The following is a 20832-nucleotide window of genomic DNA, read 5'->3' as shown; positions in this document are numbered from 1 at the left end:
AGGCGCGGGCCACACCACGCTGGGCTGAACCCACCGAAGCGACCTTCCTCCACCGGGGACGCACCGCCCCCCGGGACGGACTCGCGGCCATGCCTCTGGCAATGCCAGGCACTGGGCCGGGGAGCAAGAAAAGGCGATCGGGGCGGCGACGCGGCTCGCGCGACCGTTTCCATTTCGCCAGGCCTCGTTCTTACCGGAAGCGATCCGAAGCGTTTCGAAGTGCCTTTGCCATGTCATCCCAGGCGGACTCCATTCCTTCCCGCAACTCCTTCCACGAATCCTCGCTCGCCTCGCGCACCTGGCGTAGCCGTTCCTCGGCCTCGTCGCGCCGTTTACGCAGTTCCTGGATTTGCTCTTCGTACTTGGCGCGCAGATCCGCATCCGCCTGCTTGGCCTTCGCCTCCAGCTTTCCCAGGTCGTGGTTCCATTCGTCAATTTTTGCTTTCATCTTCTCGACGTATTGTTCGCGATCACTCATCTCGTCCGTATCCTTGTTCTTCGTGAATTGCATGGGTCCGCTGCGAACCAAGGATCCGCAGCATATAAAGCTGCGCCCTGAACACGCCCCAATACATCCGTTAGCGGAAGCATTGGTCCGGGACTAGGGCCTGCTGGCTCGAACTAAAGCCCTCTGCTGTATGTGCGGGGGAATCAGCCCAGTTTTTCGAGCAACACCCGACAAAATGCAGGCAAGTCATCCGGCGTGCGGCTACTGATCAGGTTGCCATCCTGCACGACTTCCTCGTCGAACCAGTCGGCACCTGCGTTGACCATATCGTCACGGATCGAATGGAACGAGGTCACCCGCCGCCCGGCCAGTATGTTGGCCGATACGGCCATCCAGCCACCGTGACAGATCCAGGCCACCAGCCCGCCACGCTGGTCCACGGCGCACACCAGATCGACCATTGCCCGATGCCTCCGCATCTTGTCGGGTGCCATGCCGCCCGGGATGATCAGCGCATCAAGGTCGTTCGCATCGACCCCGACGGCACTGACGTCCGCCTTCACCGTATAGCCCTTGGCGCTGGCGTATTCCGGCTTGCCGGCGCCCACAACGGAAACCCGCATCCCGGCTTCCAGCATGCGCAGCCGTGGATAGTGCAGCTCCAGCTCCTGGTAATTATCTTCTGCGAGGATGGCGACATGCTTGTCGGCAAGGCTCATGGTGCTTCCTCCATGCAGGGGTTTTCATGACGGGTGTAGTCAAGCCCGCGGCGGAAGAGCGTCACGCCTGCCCTTCCATCGCCTGATCCTTCAGGATCTCGCGGATTGCTTCCACCTCCAGGGTTTCCTGTTCCGCCAGGGCCTGGGCAAGGGTTTCGAATGCTTCGCGGTGTTTTTCCAGTGTCTCCCGAGCGCGAGCCTCGTTGAATACCAGAGATTCGGCCAGACGCCCGCCCGAACATCACCGCGATCTTGTCGCGCAAGTAGGACTCGCCGAAATTGTAGCGCTCCTCCTCGGGCACCTGCGCCGTTACCGCAAGGGCGTGCCCGCGCGGGATCACGGTCGCCTTTTCGAGAGCATCAGCCTTGGGTAACAAATACGCCAGAAGGGCATGCCCCGACTCGTGGTACGCGACGATCTGTTTGGCTACATTGAGCGGTTCCACAATCCAAGGATGCGGCGCCGCATCGCCGTTCAGGATCTGAAGTTTTCAGCCCTTTCCAAACCGTCCGCAGAAATGGGGTAGAACCCGACTGGGTGGTGATCGAATCGCGCAACCATGCCCGCAACGGCGAGATCCTCGTGGTCCTGATCAATGGCGAAGAAGCCACCCTCAAGCGTATCGAGCAGCCCCCGAATGTCGTCCTGCTGCACGCGGAGACTCGGACCTATGCGCCCCTCTTCGTCGCCCCGGACCGACTCCGCATCCAGGCCGTACTGGTCGGGCAGATGCGCCGTCACCTCTGATCGAAGCAGCCCGTCAGCAGGCGAAGTCGAACGGATGCAGCGGCGGCTCGGCCGGGTGGATCCAGGCGGGGCTGCCCTGGCTCCACCACCAGGCCGCCACGGCCGCGGCACAGGCGGCCACCGAGTGATCGCTGACCTGATCGAGATCGCACACCCCGTGGAGCCCCTGACCCTCCAGCCAGACCAGCAGCTCGCGGCGCGCCTCTGAATCATGCTTCATGGCCTTCAATGTCGCCACCGAGGCGTCCCTCAGGACCATCGCCACGGTGGGGTGTACCTCCACCACCCGGGCGTCCGGGCGCTCGCTGCGGAGCATGCGGCTGACCGCCACGCCCCGCAGCGTCAGGTAGGCCATGCGCGGTGCGGAAGGTGCCATGACGGTTCCGGCCGGCAATCCGTGTTCGACCGCCACGCGTCGCAGGGACTGGTCGGATGTGCGGCTGCCTCCGATGGGCGAATACGACAAGGGCGCATCCAGCCCCACAATCGCGCCCGCGGGTACACGGTCGAGGATCGCCTGGTCATTGGCCCCCGCCACCAGCTCCAACAGATCGAGCGCCCCACCCTGTTCACGGAACACGGCGACGGAGGTATGCGCGGCACTCCCGGGACCGGACAGGTCCACCCCGATGATCGTCTGCCCCATTCGATCTACCTCGGCCCGCTTCTGACGAAGGGCCACCATCGCATCGATCCTGGCCGGGTGCGATCAAAAACGGGATCGCGTGGTCCGAAAGTAACCTTCACATACATGGTGAGCCGCGCAGCCAATGAATTCTCCGGATGTGGAACGCGACCGAACCGTCGATCCGAACGAGGTGGAGCGCTACCGCGCCCTGGCCGAGATGTGGTGGCAACCGGATGGCAGACTCTGGCCCCTGCACGTGCTGAATCGCCTGCGCACCGACTACATCCGGGATCAGCTCTGCCACTCGCTCGGACGGGACCCGGAAGCCGACCGCCCCCTGGCCGGCCTGCGCATGCTGGACATCGGCTGCGGCGGAGGCCTGTTGAGCGAGGCCATGGCCCGCCTCGGTGCGGACGTGCTGGGCGTGGACGTGGTGGACCGCAACATCGCCGCGGCCCGGCATCACGCCGACGAGCAAGGCCTCGATATCCAGTACGAGGTCAACACGGCGGAGGCCCTCGCGGAGCGCGGAGAAGACTTCGATGTGATCCTCAACATGGAGGTGGTCGAACACGTCGCGGACCTGCCGGCGTTCATGGGGAGCGTCAATCGCATGCTCCGCCGCGGCGGTCACACCTTCGTGGCCACGATCAACCGCAATCCGGTCTCGTTCGTGGTCGCCATTGTCGGGGCCGAGTACCTCTTCCGCATCCTGCCCCGAGGCACCCATCAGTGGAAGCGATTCGTCACGCCCCGGGAAACGCGGGACCTACTGGCACGGGACGGCCTGGAGCCCATGACGCAGACGGGGGTCAGGGTCAATCCGCTCAACCGCCGGATGTGGCTGTCACGATCCATGAGCGTCAACTACATGATCCTGGCGCGCAAGCCCATTGCCTGATCCGGCGCCCTCGCTCGCCGGACACGCCACCACGAGGCAGGAAGCACGCGACCCATGGGTGGCCAGCACGCTCCATTCCTCCACCACCAGATCCGCGGCCGCGAGCTGGGCGCGGAGATCCGCCTCGTAGGTCACGTGCCCGAAATCGATGGTCGTGATCCGCAGCAGCAGGGGCTTGAGGATCTCGACCCAGCGCGCCGGGTGGCGCTGGATGGTCTGCGTGAACAGGAACCGGCCGCCTGGCGCGAGCAGCCCCTTGCAGTGGCGCAGGGCCTGTTCCGGATCGGGCAGCAGCATGAAGCTCGCGGAAAAGTACACCACGTCGTAGGGACCACCCGCGTGGTCGTACACGGATTCCCGAAATACCGCGGCGCAGTCGGCCAGGGTTGATTCCTGCAACCGGCGCCGCGCCCGCCGGACGTAGTCGCCATCGATGTCGATCCCGGTCAGGTGCAACTGCTTGTGCCGCGCCCGCTCGGCATTGGCCAGCAATGCCCCCGCCGTGCCGATGCCCACATCCAGCACTCGCGCGCCATCTGGCATCCGCTCCAGGGCCTCCGCATACCAGCGGGCGGTCAGTCGCAGGATCAGGAGATCGTAGATCGCACTTCGCATCAGGCTTCTCGCCAAGGACCGGTAGGGCAGCGCGGCAGGGACAAGGGCCGTACGAACCCTCGCCAGGCCCTGCGCGCATCATCGCACCCAAGCAGACAGTCTTCCACGAACCTCTCGCCTCCCGGCCCGACCCATAACTGGCATCTTGTTTGCATATCGCTACAAGAGGGCGGAAACGTCATTTTTCCGTCGCCCGACGGAGGTCCCGCCCCTCGATGACGAAAAGGCAAAGATTGCCAAGGAGGGTCATAAGATGATCAATCTGTTCCTTACCCGACGCCAACTGTTCCTCCTGGTGCTGGGCACCCCGCTGGCCACGGTCCTGCTATTCGTTCTGGGTGTCTTTTCGGGCGCCGCGATCGGGGCCCCCGGACCGCTTGTCGCCGAGCCCGAATCGCCGGCAACCGAGAACACGGGCTCGGCGCCGGAATCCGGACGCGCCCGCGCGTCTTGGCTGGATACCCCGGCACCCTTGTCGACCCGCGCCGGCGATGACACCGCATTGCCACTCTTCTCGCCGGCTCGCCATTCCGGCCGCATTGAGCGGAAAAGCCAGGAGCCGTCGCTGGCGGAACCCACGCCGGAACGCCAGCATGAGCGGAGCGAAGCCGCCTCCGCACCCGAGGAGCTGTATTCCATCCAGGCCGGCGTATTCACCGAACTGGAAAACGCCCGGAAGCTGGACCGGATCCTGAAGGCCCGCGGGCTTGCCAGCCGCCTGGAGGTCGTGGACGGACCCGAGCCGGCCTCCGAACGCTACCGGGTTCGCATCGGCCTGTTCGACGCGCGCGCAGCCGCGATGGCCGCCCTCGAGGCACAGGAAGGGGATACGCTCGCGGATGCCTTTATCGTCGCGCGGCCGTTGAACCACTCCTGAAACGCACCTCAGTCCGTGCGCGGCAAGCTGCGCAGGTAGCGTTCCTGGTCGGGGCTTTCGATCGCGCCGGGACGGGCCGACCGGACCTCCCGGATGGCCGCCTCCGGCGCAAGCCCGCGTTCGATGAGGGTCAGGGCAGCAATGGTGCCCGCACGGCCCTGACCGCCCCCGCAGTGGAACACCACGCGCTCGCCGGCCCGCAACCGCTGGTGGACCTGCGGCCCGACATCCTGCCAACCCTCTTCCCAGGGCCGATCGGGAGCGGCCATGTCGCCGATCGGGAGATGCAGCCAGCGCATCCCCGCCGCCCGAACGGTCTTCCCGAGATCCGGAACACCCAGATCAGTTAGCTCGGACCCCTGATTCAGGGTCACGAGCACGTTCGCACCCCAGTCCCACAGCGCCGCCAGATCCGCCTGCACGTCCTGCGCCGCGCAACTCGTTCCATCCGGCCGCTTGCCGGGGCAACGAGTCATGCCAATCGCCCCGCCCTCGGGCAGATGAATGACCCCGATGTCGAACGAAGGGGTCTGGCCGGCCGTGGGGGATGTCATGGCGTGCTCCTGCCGTGGGGGTCGGAATGGGTGCATCAAAGATAGGGACCAATCAGGTGCGTGATCCACCCCGCCAGGCGTCGCCGCAGCGGCCGGTTCTCCCAGTCCTCGATGGTCAGGCGCTCGGCATCGGCCTTGTCCACCTCGATCAGTTCGCGGATCTCGCGGGCGAAGCCTTCGTCCCAGATGTTCAGGTTGGCCTCGTCGTTCAGACGAAACGACCGGTTGTGCAGATTCGCGGAGCCGATACTGGCCCAGCGGTCGTCGATCGCCATCAGCTTGGAGTGGTACATGCGCGGATGATACTCGTACAGTTCCACCCCGGATTCGAGCATCGGCCGCCAGCGATTGACCGATGCATGACGGAAGAAACCGAAGTTCATGCTGTCGCCCGGGACGAGCACGCGAATACGGACGCCCCGGTCGGCCGCCTCCTCCAGTACCTCCAGGAACCGCGGATCGGGATAGAAATAGGCCGTACCGATCGTGATGTGCTCTTCCGCCGCGGCGATGGCATGCAGAAACATCAGGCGCACCCGGTGACGCCCCTCGCGCGGGGCACTGTTAACCATCTGGGCGTCGCGATCCCCCATTTCGGACAGCTCGGGGAAATACGCCTCGCCGGTGGGCATCCGCCCCGTGGCGTCCAGCCAGGTCTCCAGGAACACCGCCTGCAGATTGCCGACCACCGGGCCCTGGATGCGGAAGTGATTGTCGCGATAGCCATCGCGGTCGTCACCGTCAACCCAGGGATCGGCCACGTTGGCTCCCCCGATGAAACCGGTATGACCGTCCACCACCAATAGCTTGCGGTGCGTGCGGTGATTGAAGCGCGACAACTGGTACCAGGACGGCTCGCGCCAGCGCACCAGCTCCACCCCGGCCTCTTCCATGCGCTCGAACATCTCCGGGTCAGCATCGCGCGAACCAAGGAAATCCAGCATGGCATGCACCCGAACCCCGCGTTCCGCCGCACGCGCCAGGACCTCGGAGAAAATCGCCGCCTGCTCGCCCCAGTACTCGTACACCTCGAAGGTGACCGAATGCTCGGCGTTTTCGATCGCCTCGATCTTGGCCGCGTAGATGGCCTCGCCGTCCTGTAACAGGTCAATGCGGTTGCCGCTCATGATCGGCTGCTGCAGGAGCAGGCCCATGTCCCGCCGGAACTGCTCCGACGAAGTCCCGTACTCCAGCGCCAGCGGCTCTTTCAGCCGGTCCGGTTTCGGCAACGCATTGAACAGCACCACATTCCCCAGCGCAAAGATCAGGGCAATCAGCACCACCGGGAGCAGGACGTAGCGCATGGGGTCTCCAGGCACGCAGCGAATACATGAGGATTTTGGCTCAGTGTACACAGCCGGTTACAAAAACCGGCGAAGGTTCGTCAGGTGGCCTGTTATCCCGGCACCGCGTTGAAGCGTAATGGGTTGGCGATCCCCCCGGTCATTGTGGGACGGATTCCATATACTGTATATATCGACAGTATATGGAATCCGCAGCCCATCCCCCCACCCGCAAGCATGCCGGCGCCCCCCCGGCCTATGCCGAACTGACGACGCTCAGCAACTTCTCGTTCCTGCGCGGGGCTTCGCACCCGGAGGAACTGGTCGAGCAGGCGCAGGCACTGGGCTATCGCGCGCTGGCGCTGACCGATATCGCCTCGCTGGCTGGTGTAGTACGAGCACACTCGGCAGCAAAGGAATGTGGGTTACACCTGATCCTGGGGGCGACCTTCCGGCTGGCCGATGGCCCCACCCTGACGCTTCTGGTGCGCAATCCCACGGGGTATTCCGCCCTGTGTCGATTGATCACTCGGGCCCGCGGCGCGGCGGACAAGGGACACTACCACCTGACGCGCGCCGACCTGGATGCCCTGCCCGCCGAGAGCCGCACCGGCTGGCACAGCCTGCTGCGGGTCGAGGCCGACAGCCCAGGGGCGTCGCTCGCCGAAGCGGCCCACTGGCTGTCCGGATGGGCCGCCCCAGGTCAGGGCCACCTGGCCGTGAGCCAGTTGCGTACCCCCGAAGATGCCACCCTGACGACCCGCGCCCGGACGCTGGGAACCGCCACTGGACTCCCGCTCGTCGCCTGCGGCGACGTGCACATGCACCGGCGCGGCCGGCGAGCACTACAGGACGTGCTGACCGCCCTGCGCCTGCGTTCGACGGTCGCGGAGGCGGCGCAGGAACGCTTCCCCAATGGGGAACGCTGCCTGCGCCCGCGGGCCGAACTGGCCACGCTGTATCCCGCCGCCTGGCTTGAGGCCAGTGTGGCCATCGCGCGGGACTGCGACTTCTCGCTGGACGCGGTCACCTACCGCTACCCCACCGACCCGTTGCCGAAGACCATGACCCCGTCCGCCTACCTGCGCGAGGAGACCCTCAAGGGCGCGCTCAAGCGCTGGCCCGATGGCATCCCGGCCCCGGTGCGCGAACAGATCGAACGCGAACTGGGCATCATCCGCGAGCTGGGCTACGAGCCGTACTTCCTGACCGTGTACGACATCGTGTGCTTTGCCCGCGGCCGCGGGATCCTGTGCCAGGGGCGCGGCTCGGCCGCCAACTCGGCTGTGTGCTACGCACTTGGCATCACCGCAGTGGATCCCTCGCGCTCCAGCATGCTGTTCGAGCGCTTCATCTCCGCCGAGCGCGGCGAGCCGCCGGACATCGACGTCGACTTCGAGCACGAACGCCGCGAGGAGGTGATCCAGTACATCTACCGGCGCTACGGCCGCGAGCGCGCCGCACTGGCCTGCACGGTGATCCGCTATCGCCGCCGCAGCGCCCTGCGCGACGTCGGCCGGGCGCTGGGCATCTCGCGCGCGCGGCTGGATGCGCTGACCGCCAACCTCGCCTGGTGGGACGACGGCATCCCCGCCGAGCGCCTGCGCGAGGTCGGGCTGGACCCGGACGGCGCCCTGGCCCGGCAGTGGCAGACGCTGACCGCCGAGCTGCTCGGCTTCCCGCGCCACCTGTCGCAGCACACCGGCGGCTTCGTGATCGCCGACGGCCGGCTGGACGAGCTGGTCCCCATCGAGAACGCGGCCATGCCGGAACGTTCGGTGATCCAGTGGGACAAGGACGATCTGGACGCGGTGGGCCTGCTGAAGATCGACGTGCTGGCGCTGGGGATGCTTTCCTGCGTGCGCCGCGCGCTGGAGCTGATGGCGCATCACCGGGGCCGCGACTGGGGCCTGGCCGACATTCCCGCCGAGGATCCGGCGGTCTATCGCATGCTGCAGAAGGCCGACACCCTGGGCGTGTTCCAGATCGAGTCGCGCGCGCAGATGAGCATGCTGCCGCGCCTGAAGCCCGCGAACTTCTACGACCTGGTGATCGAGATCGCCATCGTGCGCCCCGGCCCGATCCAGGGCGAGATGGTGCACCCGTATCTCAAGCGCCGCGCCCACCCGGAGCGGGTGCGCTATCCGAATGCAGAGGTGAAACGCGTGCTCGGACGCACGCTGGGCGTGCCGATCTTCCAGGAGCAGGTGATCGAGCTGGCGATGGTTGCGGCCAGCTTCTCCGCCGGCGAGGCGGACGGGCTGCGCCGTGCGATCGGTGCCTGGCGCCGCACCGGCCAGCTCGCGCGTTACCGCGAGCGCCTGATGGACGGCATGCGCGAACGCGGCTATCCGGAGAGATTCGCCGAGCAGCTGTACAAGCAGATCCTCGGCTTCGGCGAATACGGATTCCCCGAGTCGCACTCGGCCAGCTTTGCGCTGATCACCTATGTCTCGTCCTGGCTCAAGTGCCACGAACCGGCGATCTTTGCCTGCGCGCTGCTGAACAGCCAGCCGATGGGCTTCTACGCCCCGGCGCAGATCGTCGCCGACGCCCGCCGCCACGGCGTGGAGGTCCGCCCGGTGGACGTGCGCTGCAGTGACTGGGAGTGCACGGTGGAACCGCTGGCCGGGAGCGATGCGCTGGCCCTGCGCCTGGGCCTGAACCGCGTCGGCGGGCTGGCCCGCGACGTCGCCGAGCGCGTGGTCACCGCCCGCGTTGAGCGAGCCTTCGCGGACGTGCCGGACCTGGTGGCCCGCGCCGCCCTCACCCGCGCCCAGGCCAATCGCCTGGCCCGCGCCGACGCGCTCAAGGGCCTGGCCGGCAATCGCCACCAGGCACGCTGGGCCACCGAGGCGGTGGAGGAGCCCCTGCCGCTGTTCGCCGAGGGACCGGGCGAGACCGTGCGCGAGGCCGACGTGACCCCGTTGCTGCCCCGCCCGGATGCGGTGGACGACCTGGTGCAGGACTACGCCACCCAGGGCCTGAGCCTGGGCCCGCACCCACTGGCGCTGATGCGCCCGTTCCTGGAACAGCACCGGTTATCCACCGCCGCCCGGCTACTCGAACAGCCCGGCTACAGCCGGGCCCGCTACGCCGGCCTCGTGATCACCCGCCAGCGCCCCGGCTCGGCCAACGGCACAGTATTCCTGACCCTGGAGGACGAGACCGGTACGTTGAACCTGATCGTCTGGCCGGACCGGGTGGAACGCTTTCGCGCCGAGGCCCTGCACGGCCGCCTGCTGGAGGCCCACGGCGAGTGGCAGTACAGCGAGGGCGTCGGCCACCTGATCGTGCAGCGCCTGATCGACCGCAGCACCTGGCTCGGCGAACTCGCCACCCACTCCCGCGACTTCGGCTGAACCGCAAAGCGGCCAGTTCAGGTACGTCCGGCGAGGTGGCCGATGCGCTGGCTGACCTTCTCCCAGGCTCCTTCCAGAGCGGCCAGCGGATCGCGGCGCCGCAGGGCGCGACGAGAATGGATCCACTGCCCCGTGGGACCAGCCGGCTCGGTGTCGTGTGCGGCCTCGATAATCCGCGAGACCACGGCGAACTCGTTGTACTCCTCCAGTACCCGGCGCCGGGCCTCGAGGATGTGTGGCAGGCGCTGCTCGTATTCGTTGTCGCGGATGGCGTGGCGAATGCGTTCCGCCGTCCCCTCAACGTCATCGATATCAATCGCGATGAAGCTTTCCGGCGGAAAATAGTCCGCCGCATTGGGCGCACCGTAGTAAAACGGGAGCGTCGCGCCGAGAAAGGCGTCCGCCAGCTTCTCGGTCCAGTGGTGCGCGCCCACGTAATTCTCCACCGCCAGGTGGTACCGGTACGCGTCCAGGCACTCGGCCTTGTCATCCAGCGGCTGCACCCCCTTGCCGAAGATCTCCAGTTCCGGCAGCTCGGCCTTCAGCGCCCAGGTGAAGTCATAGCGCCGCCGGTGCAAGGTGTGGCGCTGGCGTTTCGCCGAGCACATGGTGGCGATCTCGCGGGTCTTCTCCAGCGGCGGCCTCGCGAGCATCTCGTTGTACGGCCGCTCGCCCTGACTGCCGAAACCGTAGTACCAGAGCATCCCCTGCTGGGAATGGATGCGCCGCCGGTGCTTGAGGGCCCATTCCGGGTGCGAGGTCAGCACGCGCCCGAACTGCCGGGTAAAACGCCGGCCGTAGGACTTGATGGACGGCGGCTCCATGGTTACCAGGAGCGTGCGCTCGGCCCCACAGGTCAGCTGTTCGCTGTAGTGCCGGTTGCGCCCGGTGTTGGAAGGAAATTCGTCGTAGACCACCAGCCAGTCGTAGTCCGTTACCGCGGGGTCGAAAACGAACTCGCAGCGCCCCCAGCGCCCCTCGCCGTCCGGCAACTGATGGCGCCAGATACCCTCGCGCATGGTCGAGAGAAACTTGACCCGAATCGGACGCGAGGTGGGCTCGGTCACGGCCGATCTCCGCCGCGTTCCAGGAACTCGGCATAGGCCCCGGAGAGCCCCTCTTCAAGTTCGATTCGGGCCTTCCATCCCAGCGCCGCGAGTCGCGAGACATCCAGCAGTTTGCGCGGCGTCCCGTCCGGGCGCGACGTGTCAAAACGCAGTTCGCCGGAAAAGCCCACCACCCGGGCCACCAGCCGCGCCAGGTCGGCGATCGCAAGATCCTCGCCGGTGCCGACGTTGATATGGCTCAGCATCGGTTGCGTGTGTTCTGCGTAGGTCACGTGATCGAGGTTCATCACGTGCACACAGGCCGCCGCCATGTCATCCACGTGGAGGAACTCCCGGCGCGGGGTGCCACTCCCCCAGACGGTCACATGCCCGGCTCCGGCCCGCTTCGCCTCGTGAAAGCGCCGGATGAGCCCGGGAATCACGTGGCTGTTCTCCGGGTGATAGTTGTCACCCGGGCCGTAGAGGTTGGTCGGCATCACCGAGCGGTAATCCGTGCCGTACTGCCGGTTGTAGCTCTCGCACAGCTTGATGCCGGCGATCTTTGCAATCGCGTAGGGCTCGTTGGTCGGCTCCAGCGGCCCGAACAGCAGGGCCTCCTCGGGGATCGGCTGCGGCGCCTCGCGCGGATAGATGCAGCTGGACCCGAGAAAGAGCAGCCGCCGCACGCCCGCGATGTGCGCGCCATGGATCACGTTCGTCTGGATCGCGAGGTTGTCGCGGATGAACTCGGCCGGATAGGTGTTGTTGGCATGGATACCCCCGACCTTCGCCGCCGCCAGATAGACCTGATCCGGGCGTTCCACGCGCATGAAGGCCTCGACCGCCGCCTGATCGGTCAGGTCCAGCTCCGCGTGGCTACGGGTCAGCAGTTCCACCCCCGGCCAGTCCTCGAGCTGGCGACACACCGCGCTGCCCACCATCCCCCGGTGTCCGGCGATGAAGACGCGTTGCGATTTACTCATGGCGGCTCAGGGTCCGGTAGCCGTGGTCGCGCACCAGCTCGTCCCGCTCGGCGCTCCTGAGGTCCTCGCGCACCATCTCGGCCACCAGTTCGTCAAAGCGAATGCGCGGCTCCCAGCCCAGCTCGCGCTTGGCCTTGCTGGCATCCCCCAACAGGGTCTCGACCTCGGTGGGACGAAAATAGCGCGGGTCCACCGACACGATGCAGCGGCCCTTTTCGTCGAATCCCTGTTCGTCCACGCCCTCGCCGCGCCATTCGATACTCATGCCCAGTTCGCGCGCCGCGGCATCCACGAAGTCGCGCACGCTGTGCTGTTCGCCGGTGGCGATCACGTAGTCGTCCGGGGTTTCCTGCTGCAGCATCAGCCACTGCATCTCGACGTAGTCACGGGCATGTCCCCAGTCCCGTTTGGCATCCAGGTTGCCCAGATAGAGCCGTTCCTGCAGCCCCAGCTTGATGCGCGCCAGGGCGCGCGTAATCTTGCGGGTGACGAAGGTTTCGCCGCGCACCGGCGATTCGTGGTTGAACAGGATGCCGTTGCAGGCATACATCCCGTAGGCCTCGCGGTAATTCACCACGATCCAGTAGGCATACAGCTTGGCCACCGCATACGGGCTGCGCGGATAGAACGGGGTGGCCTCGTCCTGCGGGGTGGCCTGAACCTTCCCGTAGAGCTCCGAGGTGCTGGCCTGATAGAAGCGCGTGGTCTGCTCCATACCGAGGATGCGGATCGCCTCCAGCACGCGGAGCGTGCCCAGGGCATCGGAGTTGGCGGTGTACTCCGGCTCCTCAAACGAGACCGCGACATGCGACTGCGCGGCGAGATTGTAGATCTCGTCCGGCTGCACCTGCTGAATGATGCGGATCAGGCAGGTCGAATCGGTCAGATCCCCGTGATGCAGGATGAACCGGCGATCACTCTCGTGCGGATCCTGATACAGGTGGTCGATACGATCGGTATTAAACAGAGAGGAGCGGCGCTTGATGCCGTGCACCTCGTAGCCCTTGTCCAGCAAAAACTCGGCCAGGTAGGCCCCGTCCTGCCCGGTAATCCCGGTGATCAATGCCACTTTGGCCATGCCAACTCCCGCTCGCAGGCCACGCCCCGTTCGCGCGCCGCCCAAAAGGGCGGATCATAGCATTCCCGGAACCACCCGATGCCCGGTCACGCGCGGCCGTACACGTCCTCCAGGCGGACAATGTCATCCTCGCCGAGGTAGCTGCCGGATTGCACCTCGATCAATTCCAGCGGGAGCGCGCCGGGGTTCTCCAGGCAGTGAACCTGGCCAATCGGGATGAAGGTCGATTCGTTCTCGGTGACCAGGTAGTTCTGCTCGCCATTGGTCACCCGCGCGGTGCCGCTGACTACTACCCAATGTTCGGCCCGATGATGATGCATCTGCAGGGAAAGACGCGCACCGGGGTTCACGGTGATGCGCTTGACCTGATAGCGCGCCCCGGTATCGATGGATTCGTAGCACCCCCAGGGACGATAAACCGCTGTGTGATTGACGTGCTCGCTGCGGTTGTCGGCTTTCAGGCGCTCAACGATGAGTTTGACGTCCTGGACGCGGTCGCGGTCGGCAACCAGTACGGCGTCACGGGTGGCGACCACGGCCAGGTTGCGCAGGCCAATGCCGGCGACCAGCAAGCCGTCGGCATCCACCACGCAGCCCTCGCTATCTTCCAGCAGGCAGTCCCCGCGCAGGGTGTTGCCCTGCTCATCCACGCCACGCACGCCCGCCAGAGCGGACCACGAGCCGATGTCGCTCCAACCGGCGGCCAGCGGTGTGACGGCGGCGTGCTCGGTGCGCTCCATCACGGCGTAGTCCACCGAGATGTTCGGGGCCGCGGCGAAGGCCTCCGGGTCCACCCGCAGGAAGTCGAGGTCCTCGCGGGCGCCCTCCAGCGCGGCGCGACAAGCCTCGACGATGCCCGGTTCAAAACGCTGCAACTCCTGCATGTACAGCGAGGCGCGGAACACGAACATGCCGCTGTTCCAGAGGTAATCGCCACTGTCGACGTACTCGCGCGCGGTGACGGCATCCGGCTTCTCGACGAAACGCGCCACTCGCGCCCCGGCCTCCCCCAGGGACTCACCCTGCTGGATGTAGCCATAACCGGTCTCCGCAGCGGTAGGCACGATCCCGAAGGTCACCAGGTGGCCCGCCTCCGCCAGCGTCATGGCTCGCGCCACGGCGGCCTGGAAGGCCTCGGGATCACCGATGTGGTGGTCCGCCGCCAAGATCAGCAACAACGGGTCGCGCCCTTCCGCCTGCGCCTGCAATGCGGCCAGGGCGATCGCCGGGGCGGTATTGCGCCCCTCCGGCTCCAGCACGATGCGGGCATGCTCCACACCTGCCGCCCGCAACTGCTCGGCCGCCAGGAAGCGATGCTCGACGTTGGCCAGCACCAGGGGCGCCGACGCGCCCAGGCCGTCGAGCCGCTCGGCCGTCTGCTGCAGCAACGTCTGCTCCCCGGTCAGGGGCAGGAACTGCTTGGGGTAGTGACTGCGCGATACCGGCCACAGCCGAGTCCCCGATCCGCCGGCCAGGATCACCGGCTGCAGTTCCGTCCGGCTTTGCGTATGTTCCATCGGCCTTACCCCCGTATCAGGCGTGAAATCTCGTCCACGCGGCGTTCCAGCAGGGCCGGATCGGCGCGGGTCTCCACATTCAACCGCAACAGCGGCTCGGTATTGGAACTGCGCAGGTTGAAGCGCCAGTCCGCGAATTCCAGGCTGACGCCGTCCGTATGATCCAGCCCCACGGCTTCCGACGCGTAGGCCTGCATCACCCGATCGGTGGCGGCGGCGGCGTCCTCGACCTCGAAGTTCAGCTCGCCGCTGCAGGGGAAGCGCGCCATGCGCTCGGCCACCATCTCGCCCAATGCCTGGCCGCGTCGGCCCATGAGCTCGGCCACCCGCAACCAGGGCAACATCCCGGTATCGCAGTAGTAGAAGTCCCGGAAGTAGTGGTGAGCACTCATCTCGCCCCCGTAGATTCCATCCTCGTGGCGCAGCCGCTCCTTCATGAAGGCGTGTCCGGTCTTGGACTGGATGGGTTCGCCCCCCGCGGCACACACCATCTCAATGGTGTTCCAGGTCAGGCGCGGATCATGGACGATGCGCTCCCCGGCGTGCCCCTCCAGGCATGCCTCGGCCAGCAGGCCCACGATGTAATACCCCTCGATGAAGTTGCCTTGGGCGTCGAACAGGAAGCAGCGATCAAAGTCGCCGTCCCAGGCCACGCCCAGATCGGCGCCGTGCTTGCGCACCGCCTCCGCGGTGGCCGCGCGGTTTTCCGGCAGCAATGGATTGGGAATGCCATTGGGGAAACGCCCATCCGGTTCGAAGTTGACGCGGATCAGCTCGAACGGGAGATGCGGCTCCAGGGCCTCCAGCACCGGCCCCGCCCCCCCGTTGCCGGGGTTCACGACCACCTTGAGTTTCGGCAAGGTTTCGCGGTCGACCGAAGCCAGCAACCGGGAGATGTAGTCCGCCCGATGATCCAGGTGCCGGACCTGCCCGTGGGGCATGGGCCGGAAGTCACCGCGCTCGGCGCAGACGCGAATCGCCTGCAGCCCGGAATCCCCGCTGATCGGGCGCGCATCGCTGCGTACCAGTTTCAGCCCGTTATAGTCCAGCGGATTGTGGCTGGCCGTCACCATGATCCCGCCACCGGCCCCATAGTGCGCGGTGGCGAAATACACCTCTTCGGTGCCACACATGCCGATATCGGCAACATCACTCCCGCCCGCCGTAAGCCCTTCGGTGAGCGCCCGCGCCAGTTCCGGGCTGGAAAGGCGGATATCGTGCCCGACGACCGTGCGTCCCGGCCGGATCTCCTCGGCGAAGGCGCGCCCGATCGCTCGCACCACATCCGGATTGAGCTGGTCCGGCACCCGCCCACGTATGTCGTAGGCCTTGAAACAGTCGATCTTCATGCACGCCCCTTACCGGCATCATTCGCTTCCCGCACCGGACAGAAATCCGTTGCGTACACCTTCATGATACATAGCCGAAGGGCTCCGCGAGGCCATGCCAGCATCACTGGCGTGAGTGCCGTTACTTGACGCTCTACACGCATACCCCCGAGCATGGTGGGTTTATACAACGAGGAAAAGCCGATGAGTGAGCCGCAAGTGAAGACCGAGGAGAAGAAACAGCATTTCGACGATATCTACGTCGCCGAGACCCCGGTGCCGTTCAAGGAGCGCATCATCGACGCGCTCGACTACATCTCCGACGACTTCAACCGGCAAACCTTCGACCGGCTGATCCTGCCCTGGGCCGAGAAACAGGCCGCCACTGGCAAGACCCTGAACTACGTGGACCTGTGCTGCTGTTTTGGCAACACCACCATGGCCGCCATCCACAACATGGATGTCGAGGCGATCCGCGCCAACTGGGCCGATGAGCAGGCCTGCAAGACCGTCGCCGCCCCGCGCCGTCTGCCGATGAAGACCACCGGCATCGACATCTCGGGCAACGCGCTGGCCTATGGCAAGAGCGCCGGGCTGTTCGACGAAACCTTCGAGGCCGACCTGAACCAGCCCGCACCGGAGACCCAGGCCGCGATCGAAAAGGCCATGGCCGACGCGGACATCGTGATCTCCACCGCATCGCTGGTCTATCTGGACCCGCCGGCAATCGAGAAGCTGATCCGCTCCTTCGCCGAGACCCCGCGCGAGGGCTACATGCTGGTCAACTTCCTGAACCCCTTCGCCCTCGAAAAGGCCGACGCGACCAAGCGCCTGCTGCTGGAACACCTGGAATTCGTCGGTAGCACCGCCAGCCGCCATCGCCGCCTGTCGCCGCTGGAGCAGGAGAACTATCCGGGCGAAGACTGGGCCCTGCTGGAGATCTGGGTGCTGCGCCGCCGCGCGTAGTCCGGACGCTGCCAATCTCGGGGCATGGCATCCCCGACAGGACGGGCCGCCCCTTTTGGGGTCGGCCCGTTTTCGTTAGGGCCGCCGCCGCACTACCGGAACCACGGCCTCAGAGCAAGACGACGCGGTTGCGCCCCGCCTCCTTGGCCTGATACATCGCCTCGTCCACGCGGCGGGCGAAGGTCTTGGGGGTATCGCCCTGGCGCATCTCGGTCACCCCGAAACTCGCCGTAACCGACACCGGGCACGCCGTTTCCATGGCCGCGACGGCCTTGCGCAGCTTTTCGGCCATGGCCTCGGCGCCCGCGCCAGGGGTCTCCGGCACGACGACCATGAACTCCTCCCCGCCCCAGCGCCCCAGGGCATCCGCCTCGCGCAGCGCGCCCTGCACCGTATCGGCCAGCCGCTTGAGGACGTCATCTCCGGTCTCGTGACCGTAGTCGTCGTTGAAGTCCTTGAAATGGTCGATATCGAACATGATCAGGGAAAGGGGCCGTCCGTAGCGGCGGCTGCGCTCCATCTCCGCCTCCAGCGTGTTGCCCAGGCTCAGGCGGTTGGCCAGCCCCGTCAGCCAGTCGGTATGCGCCAGGCGCCGGATCTCGTCCTCCATGCGCACTCGATCGGTCACATCCTTGCTGATCGACACGTAGTGCGTCACCCGGCCATGGGCATCGGTCACCGGACTGATGCTCTGCTCCATGTTCATCAGCGTGCCGTCGCGGCGGCGGTTCACGAACTCGCCACGGAAGGCTTCGCCGCGCGCGAGTGTTTCCCACATCCCGCGATAGAACCCGGGCTCCTGCTGACCGGACTGAAGGAACCGCGGATTCTTGCCTACCGCTTCATTCCGGCTGTATCCGGTCTGCTCCTCGAAGGCCGCGTTCACATAGGTGATCGTGCCGTCCGGGTCGGTGATCAGCACGGGGTCCACCGACACCTCAAGCGCGGTCGACAATAGCCGCAGCTCGTCATCCCGCCGCCGCTCCTCGGTAATGTCCTTTTGCACCGAGACAAAGTGGGTGATGTCACGGTCGTTATCGCTGGCATATACGGGCGAGATGTGCCAGCGAACCTCGTACGGGGAGCCATCCTTGCGGTAGTTGACCGTTTCGCCCTCGAAATACTCGCCACTGACGAGGGCCCCGCGCAACCTGTCCAGAACGGCGCGCGAGGTTGCCGGGCCCTGAAGGATACGCGGGGTTTTCCCCAGGGCTTCCTCCCGCGAATACCCGGTCATGCGCTCGAAACCGGCATTGACGTAAACGATCCGCGGACCGCCGTCCAGATCGGCGTCGGTAATGACGACCGAGTTGTACGATTGCTCGATAGCGGCATCCAGCAGTCGGAGTTTCTCGAACCCCTCGATGATCGACACGGACGCCATATCGGGCCTTCTGCAAAAATGAACGCACGACACGGGGTCATGCGCGAGGTCACTGAGATCCGACCCGCTTGGGGCGGCGCGGTTCAGTCCATGTCCGCCATCTCGAGGATCGACCCGACAATGTCGCTGGTCGTCACGATCCCTTCCAGCTCGTTGCCCTTCAGCACCACCAGCCGCCGGATCCCCTGGCTCACCATCAGCCGCGCGACGTACTTCACATCCATCTCGGCGGGCACCGTGATCACCGGTTTCGTGCAGACATCATAGACATTCGAGAGGTCGATATCGCCCTCTTCCGCCACGATCGTCTTGAGGATGGTGGTGTAGGTGATGATGCCGTAGGCATCGTGGGCGTGCTGCTTCTCCACCACCAGCGACTTGACGCCATGCTTGCGCATCAGCTGCATCGCCTCGCGCAGCGGTGCCAGGGGAGACACCGTGACGACATTGGGTCTTAGAATTTCGCTTACCAGCATGTTGCTCTCCGTCAGAGTTCTTCCTTGACCTGTTCCTGGAACTGCTCGATCTGCTTGCGCCCGATACCGGCGAGATGGGCCACATCCACCGTAAAGGCCACTCCCCGCGGGTCATTGGCCAGGTCCAGCTCCTTCGAGATGCACTTGAGCACGTCCAGGGCCACCTTCTTCTCCAGCACCCACAAGAGGACCGACTGACTGCCCTCGTAGGTCATGCCGAGAAACGTCCTGCGGGCCTCGGCGCCAATCCCGCGCGCATCCATGATGGTTACGCCACCAGCGCCCGCTTCCTTGGCCGTGGCAATCGCCTGTTCCTCCAGATCATCCGAGAGGACGGCCACCAGTGCAGAAAATCGCATTGCTCACTCCTCCTGCCGCTCGTCGCGAGCGGACCAGCGTTCGTAAAGATCCACGGCGATCGCGTATAGCATCACCGTGACGATGGGAAATATCGACGCGAACGCGATCAGACCGAAGCCGTCGATCAGTACGTTGCGATCCTCCAGGTGCGTCGCCAGGCCGATCCCCAGAGCCGTCACCAGGGGCACAGTCACCTCGGAGGTGGTCACCCCACCGAGATCGAAGGCCAGTGCCACGATCTGCTTGGGCGCCAGGATCGTGAGCACGATCACCAGCAGGTAGCCGCCCATGATGTAGTGGTGGATGGAGTCCCCCGCCAGGATGCGGTGCACTCCGATGGTGATGCCAATGGCCACGCCCAGCGCCACCAGGATGCGGATTACGTTGCCGCGCAACGAACCGCGAGCCGCCTCTTCGGCCTTCTGGCCAATCGCGATCAGCGCCGGTTCCGCCATGGTGGTCGCGAACCCGATGGAAAAGGCGAACAAATAAACCCACACGAACAGTTCGTTGGTAATCAACTGCTCGGCCATGCTCTCGCCGATCGGGAACAGGCCCAGCTTCAGCCCTACCACGAAGGCATAAAGCCCCAGCACCACCAACACGAAACCGAACATCACCCGCGGCAGATACGGGATGCGCTTGCGCAGCACGAAATACTGGAACACCACGATTACCGCGATGATCGGTGCCACGTCACGCAGCATCAGCAACAGGTCCATGCCCATCGCGGACAGCCAGTGCCGCTCGCCTGCGCCTGGCAGATCGGTTCCCGGATCCATGGCCGCTGTCTCGGCGCCGGTTGGAGCCGCGATCTCCGCTCCTGTAAACACGATGATCCCGTAGATCTGCACCGTGATCATCGGCACCATCACCGCCAGCGCCACCAGCCCGAAGCCGTCGCGCAGCGGGTTACGCCCGCTTATGGAGGCCGCCAGCCCCAGGCCCAGTGCCGCCACGAGCGGCACCGTCACGATGTTCGTGGTCACCCCGCCCGAGTCGTAAGCCAGGCCCACGATCTCCTCGGGGGCGAAGAAGGTCACCAGCACCACCAGCACATAGCCGGTCAGGATGTACCAGTGCAGCGGATGTCCGAGCACCGTGCGCAGGATCCCCAGTGCCACCACGGCCCCTACCGAAAGCGCGACAATCAGCCGCAGCACCATGCCCTCGATACGGCCCTCGCTGATCACCTCCGCCTGCTCCGCCACCGCGATCAGGGCCGGCTCCGCGATCACCGTCGCAAACCCGAGCGTAAAGCCGAAGGCCATCAGCAACAGCAACGATCCACGCCGCGCCAGTGCGTTGGACAGGTTCTTGCCGATGGGGAAGATCCCCATCTCCAGGCCCTGCAGGAACAAGGCCACGCCGAACACCACGATGGCCAGGCCCACCACCATCGACAGCAGGCCATCCGGCACCGTGCGCAGCACCAGCGCCTGGAACACCGCCACCACGATCACGATCGGAGCGAGGTTGCGTGCCGCATGACCCAGGGTGTGGAGAAAATTCATGCGCTCCCTAACCGAGGCGCTGCCCCGGAATCAATCGCAAGCGTA

General features: G+C 65.7%; 20 protein-coding genes and 1 pseudogene. 5 read left to right on the top strand and 16 right to left on the bottom strand.

The features are described 5' to 3' along the window. Positions 1-190: 190 nt before the first annotated feature. From F622_RS0102395 to F622_RS13620, 3 genes and pseudogenes are all read right to left on the bottom strand, one after another. Positions 191-511 carry a hypothetical protein gene (locus F622_RS0102395; protein WP_018145781.1) on the bottom strand — a complete coding sequence of 107 codons (321 nt, stop codon included), beginning with the start codon at positions 509-511 and terminating at the stop codon, positions 191-193. Positions 512-651: 140 nt separating this feature from the next. Then, complete coding sequence (locus tag F622_RS0102390) at positions 652-1167, bottom strand: type 1 glutamine amidotransferase domain-containing protein (RefSeq protein WP_018176857.1); 516 nt, start codon at positions 1165-1167, stop codon at positions 652-654. A gap of 61 nt (positions 1168-1228) precedes the next feature. Then, positions 1229-1592 (bottom strand): annotated as a pseudogene (locus F622_RS13620) (hypothetical protein); the annotation flags it as partial. A gap of 116 nt (positions 1593-1708) precedes the next feature. Between F622_RS13620 and F622_RS0102385 the strand changes: the two are divergent. Beyond that, positions 1709-1915 (top strand): LexA family transcriptional regulator, encoded by a 207-nt coding sequence (locus F622_RS0102385; protein WP_018169669.1) that lies wholly within the window; start codon positions 1709-1711, stop codon positions 1913-1915. 13 nt (positions 1916-1928) lie between these two features. Here F622_RS0102385 and F622_RS0102380 read toward each other — a convergent pair whose 3' ends face one another. Further along, on the bottom strand, positions 1929-2600 hold the full coding sequence (locus F622_RS0102380; protein WP_018169668.1) for a DUF429 domain-containing protein: 672 nt from the start codon (positions 2598-2600) through the stop codon (positions 1929-1931). 85 nt (positions 2601-2685) lie between these two features. Between F622_RS0102380 and ubiG the strand changes: the two genes are divergently transcribed. Beyond that, the gene (gene ubiG / locus F622_RS0102375) at positions 2686-3444 is read left to right on the top strand and encodes a bifunctional 2-polyprenyl-6-hydroxyphenol methylase/3-demethylubiquinol 3-O-methyltransferase UbiG (RefSeq protein ID WP_038084752.1); all 759 of its coding nucleotides are present in this window, start codon (positions 2686-2688) and stop codon (positions 3442-3444) included. Here the strand turns inward: ubiG and F622_RS0102370 are convergent. Beyond that, on the bottom strand, positions 3391-4059 hold the full coding sequence (locus F622_RS0102370) for a bifunctional 2-polyprenyl-6-hydroxyphenol methylase/3-demethylubiquinol 3-O-methyltransferase UbiG (protein ID WP_018169666.1): 669 nt from the start codon (positions 4057-4059) through the stop codon (positions 3391-3393). The genes ubiG and F622_RS0102370 overlap by 54 nt on opposite strands. A gap of 253 nt (positions 4060-4312) precedes the next feature. Between F622_RS0102370 and F622_RS0102365 the strand changes: the two genes are divergently transcribed. Further along, positions 4313-4936 carry an SPOR domain-containing protein gene (locus F622_RS0102365; protein ID WP_018176858.1) on the top strand — a complete coding sequence of 208 codons (624 nt, stop codon included), beginning with the start codon at positions 4313-4315 and terminating at the stop codon, positions 4934-4936. 8 nt (positions 4937-4944) lie between these two features. Here F622_RS0102365 and F622_RS0102360 read toward each other — a convergent pair whose 3' ends face one another. Together F622_RS0102360 and F622_RS0102355 are read right to left on the bottom strand one after the other, a co-directional pair. After that, on the bottom strand, positions 4945-5490 hold the full coding sequence (locus F622_RS0102360; RefSeq protein ID WP_018176859.1) for a cyclin-dependent kinase inhibitor 3 family protein: 546 nt from the start codon (positions 5488-5490) through the stop codon (positions 4945-4947). Between the two features lie 35 nt (positions 5491-5525). Next, positions 5526-6794, bottom strand: coding sequence for a phosphatidylserine/phosphatidylglycerophosphate/cardiolipin synthase family protein (locus F622_RS0102355; protein ID WP_018169663.1), 1269 nt, complete (start codon positions 6792-6794; stop codon positions 5526-5528). A 182-nt stretch (positions 6795-6976) separates the two neighbouring features. On the opposite strand from F622_RS0102355, the gene F622_RS0102350 reads away from it, so the two are divergent. After that, complete coding sequence (locus F622_RS0102350) at positions 6977-10135, top strand: error-prone DNA polymerase (RefSeq protein ID WP_019571249.1); 3159 nt, start codon at positions 6977-6979, stop codon at positions 10133-10135. Between the two features lie 17 nt (positions 10136-10152). Here F622_RS0102350 and F622_RS0102345 read toward each other — a convergent pair whose 3' ends face one another. The 5 genes from F622_RS0102345 to F622_RS0102325 all read right to left on the bottom strand — a co-directional run bounded on the left by F622_RS0102345 (position 10153) and on the right by F622_RS0102325 (position 16108). Further along, on the bottom strand, positions 10153-11202 hold the full coding sequence (locus F622_RS0102345; RefSeq protein WP_018650194.1) for a glycosyltransferase family 10 domain-containing protein: 1050 nt from the start codon (positions 11200-11202) through the stop codon (positions 10153-10155). Further along, the gene (locus F622_RS0102340; RefSeq protein WP_018650195.1) at positions 11199-12164 is read right to left on the bottom strand and encodes a GDP-L-fucose synthase; all 966 of its coding nucleotides are present in this window, start codon (positions 12162-12164) and stop codon (positions 11199-11201) included. Before F622_RS0102340 ends, F622_RS0102345 begins: the two co-directional genes overlap by 4 nt. Next, entirely contained in the window at positions 12157-13242 is a 1086-nt protein-coding gene (gene gmd, locus F622_RS0102335; RefSeq protein ID WP_018650196.1) for a GDP-mannose 4,6-dehydratase, read from the bottom strand. The genes F622_RS0102340 and gmd overlap by 8 nt, the downstream gene beginning before the upstream one ends. 86 nt (positions 13243-13328) lie before the next feature. After that, positions 13329-14759, bottom strand: coding sequence for a mannose-1-phosphate guanylyltransferase/mannose-6-phosphate isomerase (locus F622_RS0102330; protein ID WP_019571248.1), 1431 nt, complete (start codon positions 14757-14759; stop codon positions 13329-13331). A gap of 5 nt (positions 14760-14764) precedes the next feature. Beyond that, positions 14765-16108 carry a phosphomannomutase/phosphoglucomutase gene (locus tag F622_RS0102325; RefSeq protein ID WP_018650198.1) on the bottom strand — a complete coding sequence of 448 codons (1344 nt, stop codon included), beginning with the start codon at positions 16106-16108 and terminating at the stop codon, positions 14765-14767. Between the two features lie 183 nt (positions 16109-16291). Here F622_RS0102325 and F622_RS0102320 point away from each other — a divergent pair, with 183 nt between their 5' ends. Further along, the gene (locus F622_RS0102320; RefSeq protein WP_018650199.1) at positions 16292-17053 is read left to right on the top strand and encodes a class I SAM-dependent methyltransferase; all 762 of its coding nucleotides are present in this window, start codon (positions 16292-16294) and stop codon (positions 17051-17053) included. Between the two features lie 109 nt (positions 17054-17162). On the opposite strand, the gene F622_RS0102315 is transcribed toward F622_RS0102320, so the two are convergent. The 4 genes from F622_RS0102315 to F622_RS0102300 form a co-directional block, all read right to left on the bottom strand. Then, positions 17163-18437 carry a diguanylate cyclase gene (locus F622_RS0102315; RefSeq protein ID WP_019571247.1) on the bottom strand — a complete coding sequence of 425 codons (1275 nt, stop codon included), beginning with the start codon at positions 18435-18437 and terminating at the stop codon, positions 17163-17165. Positions 18438-18520: 83 nt separating this feature from the next. Further along, positions 18521-18913, bottom strand: a complete 393-nt coding sequence (locus F622_RS0102310) for a CBS domain-containing protein (RefSeq protein WP_018145798.1) — start codon at positions 18911-18913, stop codon at positions 18521-18523. 11 nt (positions 18914-18924) lie between these two features. Then, positions 18925-19272: a hypothetical protein gene (locus F622_RS0102305; RefSeq protein WP_018169657.1), complete on the bottom strand. Its 348-nt coding sequence runs from the start codon at positions 19270-19272 to the stop codon at positions 18925-18927. 3 nt (positions 19273-19275) lie between these two features. Beyond that, entirely contained in the window at positions 19276-20787 is a 1512-nt protein-coding gene (locus tag F622_RS0102300) for a DUF1538 domain-containing protein (RefSeq protein WP_018169656.1), read from the bottom strand. Between the last annotated feature and the right edge of the window lie 45 nt (positions 20788-20832).

It is taken from the genome of Thioalkalivibrio sp. ALMg3 (assembly GCF_000381225.1).
GTDB lineage: Bacteria > Pseudomonadota > Gammaproteobacteria > Ectothiorhodospirales > Ectothiorhodospiraceae > Thioalkalivibrio > Thioalkalivibrio versutus.
This window is presented reverse-complemented; position numbering and strand designations above follow the sequence as displayed.

Coding starts and splice junctions, on each gene's coding strand:
- F622_RS0102395 (WP_018145781.1), bottom strand. CDS start 511: ATGCAATTCACGAAGAACAAGGATACGGACGAGATGAGTGATCGCGAA.
- F622_RS0102390 (WP_018176857.1), bottom strand. CDS start 1,167: ATGAGCCTTGCCGACAAGCATGTCGCCATCCTCGCAGAAGATAATTAC.
- F622_RS0102380 (WP_018169668.1), bottom strand. CDS start 2,600: ATGGTGGCCCTTCGTCAGAAGCGGGCCGAGGTAGATCGAATGGGGCAG.
- ubiG (WP_038084752.1), top strand. CDS start 2,686: ATGAATTCTCCGGATGTGGAACGCGACCGAACCGTCGATCCGAACGAG.
- F622_RS0102370 (WP_018169666.1), bottom strand. CDS start 4,059: ATGCGAAGTGCGATCTACGATCTCCTGATCCTGCGACTGACCGCCCGC.
- F622_RS0102365 (WP_018176858.1), top strand. CDS start 4,313: ATGATCAATCTGTTCCTTACCCGACGCCAACTGTTCCTCCTGGTGCTG.
- F622_RS0102360 (WP_018176859.1), bottom strand. CDS start 5,490: ATGACATCCCCCACGGCCGGCCAGACCCCTTCGTTCGACATCGGGGTC.
- F622_RS0102355 (WP_018169663.1), bottom strand. CDS start 6,794: ATGCGCTACGTCCTGCTCCCGGTGGTGCTGATTGCCCTGATCTTTGCG.
- F622_RS0102350 (WP_019571249.1), top strand. CDS start 6,977: ATGGAATCCGCAGCCCATCCCCCCACCCGCAAGCATGCCGGCGCCCCC.
- F622_RS0102340 (WP_018650195.1), bottom strand. CDS start 12,164: ATGAGTAAATCGCAACGCGTCTTCATCGCCGGACACCGGGGGATGGTG.
- gmd (WP_018650196.1), bottom strand. CDS start 13,242: ATGGCCAAAGTGGCATTGATCACCGGGATTACCGGGCAGGACGGGGCC.
- F622_RS0102330 (WP_019571248.1), bottom strand. CDS start 14,759: ATGGAACATACGCAAAGCCGGACGGAACTGCAGCCGGTGATCCTGGCC.
- F622_RS0102325 (WP_018650198.1), bottom strand. CDS start 16,108: ATGAAGATCGACTGTTTCAAGGCCTACGACATACGTGGGCGGGTGCCG.
- F622_RS0102320 (WP_018650199.1), top strand. CDS start 16,292: ATGAGTGAGCCGCAAGTGAAGACCGAGGAGAAGAAACAGCATTTCGAC.
- F622_RS0102315 (WP_019571247.1), bottom strand. CDS start 18,437: ATGGCGTCCGTGTCGATCATCGAGGGGTTCGAGAAACTCCGACTGCTG.
- F622_RS0102310 (WP_018145798.1), bottom strand. CDS start 18,913: ATGCTGGTAAGCGAAATTCTAAGACCCAATGTCGTCACGGTGTCTCCC.
- F622_RS0102305 (WP_018169657.1), bottom strand. CDS start 19,272: ATGCGATTTTCTGCACTGGTGGCCGTCCTCTCGGATGATCTGGAGGAA.
- F622_RS0102300 (WP_018169656.1), bottom strand. CDS start 20,787: ATGAATTTTCTCCACACCCTGGGTCATGCGGCACGCAACCTCGCTCCG.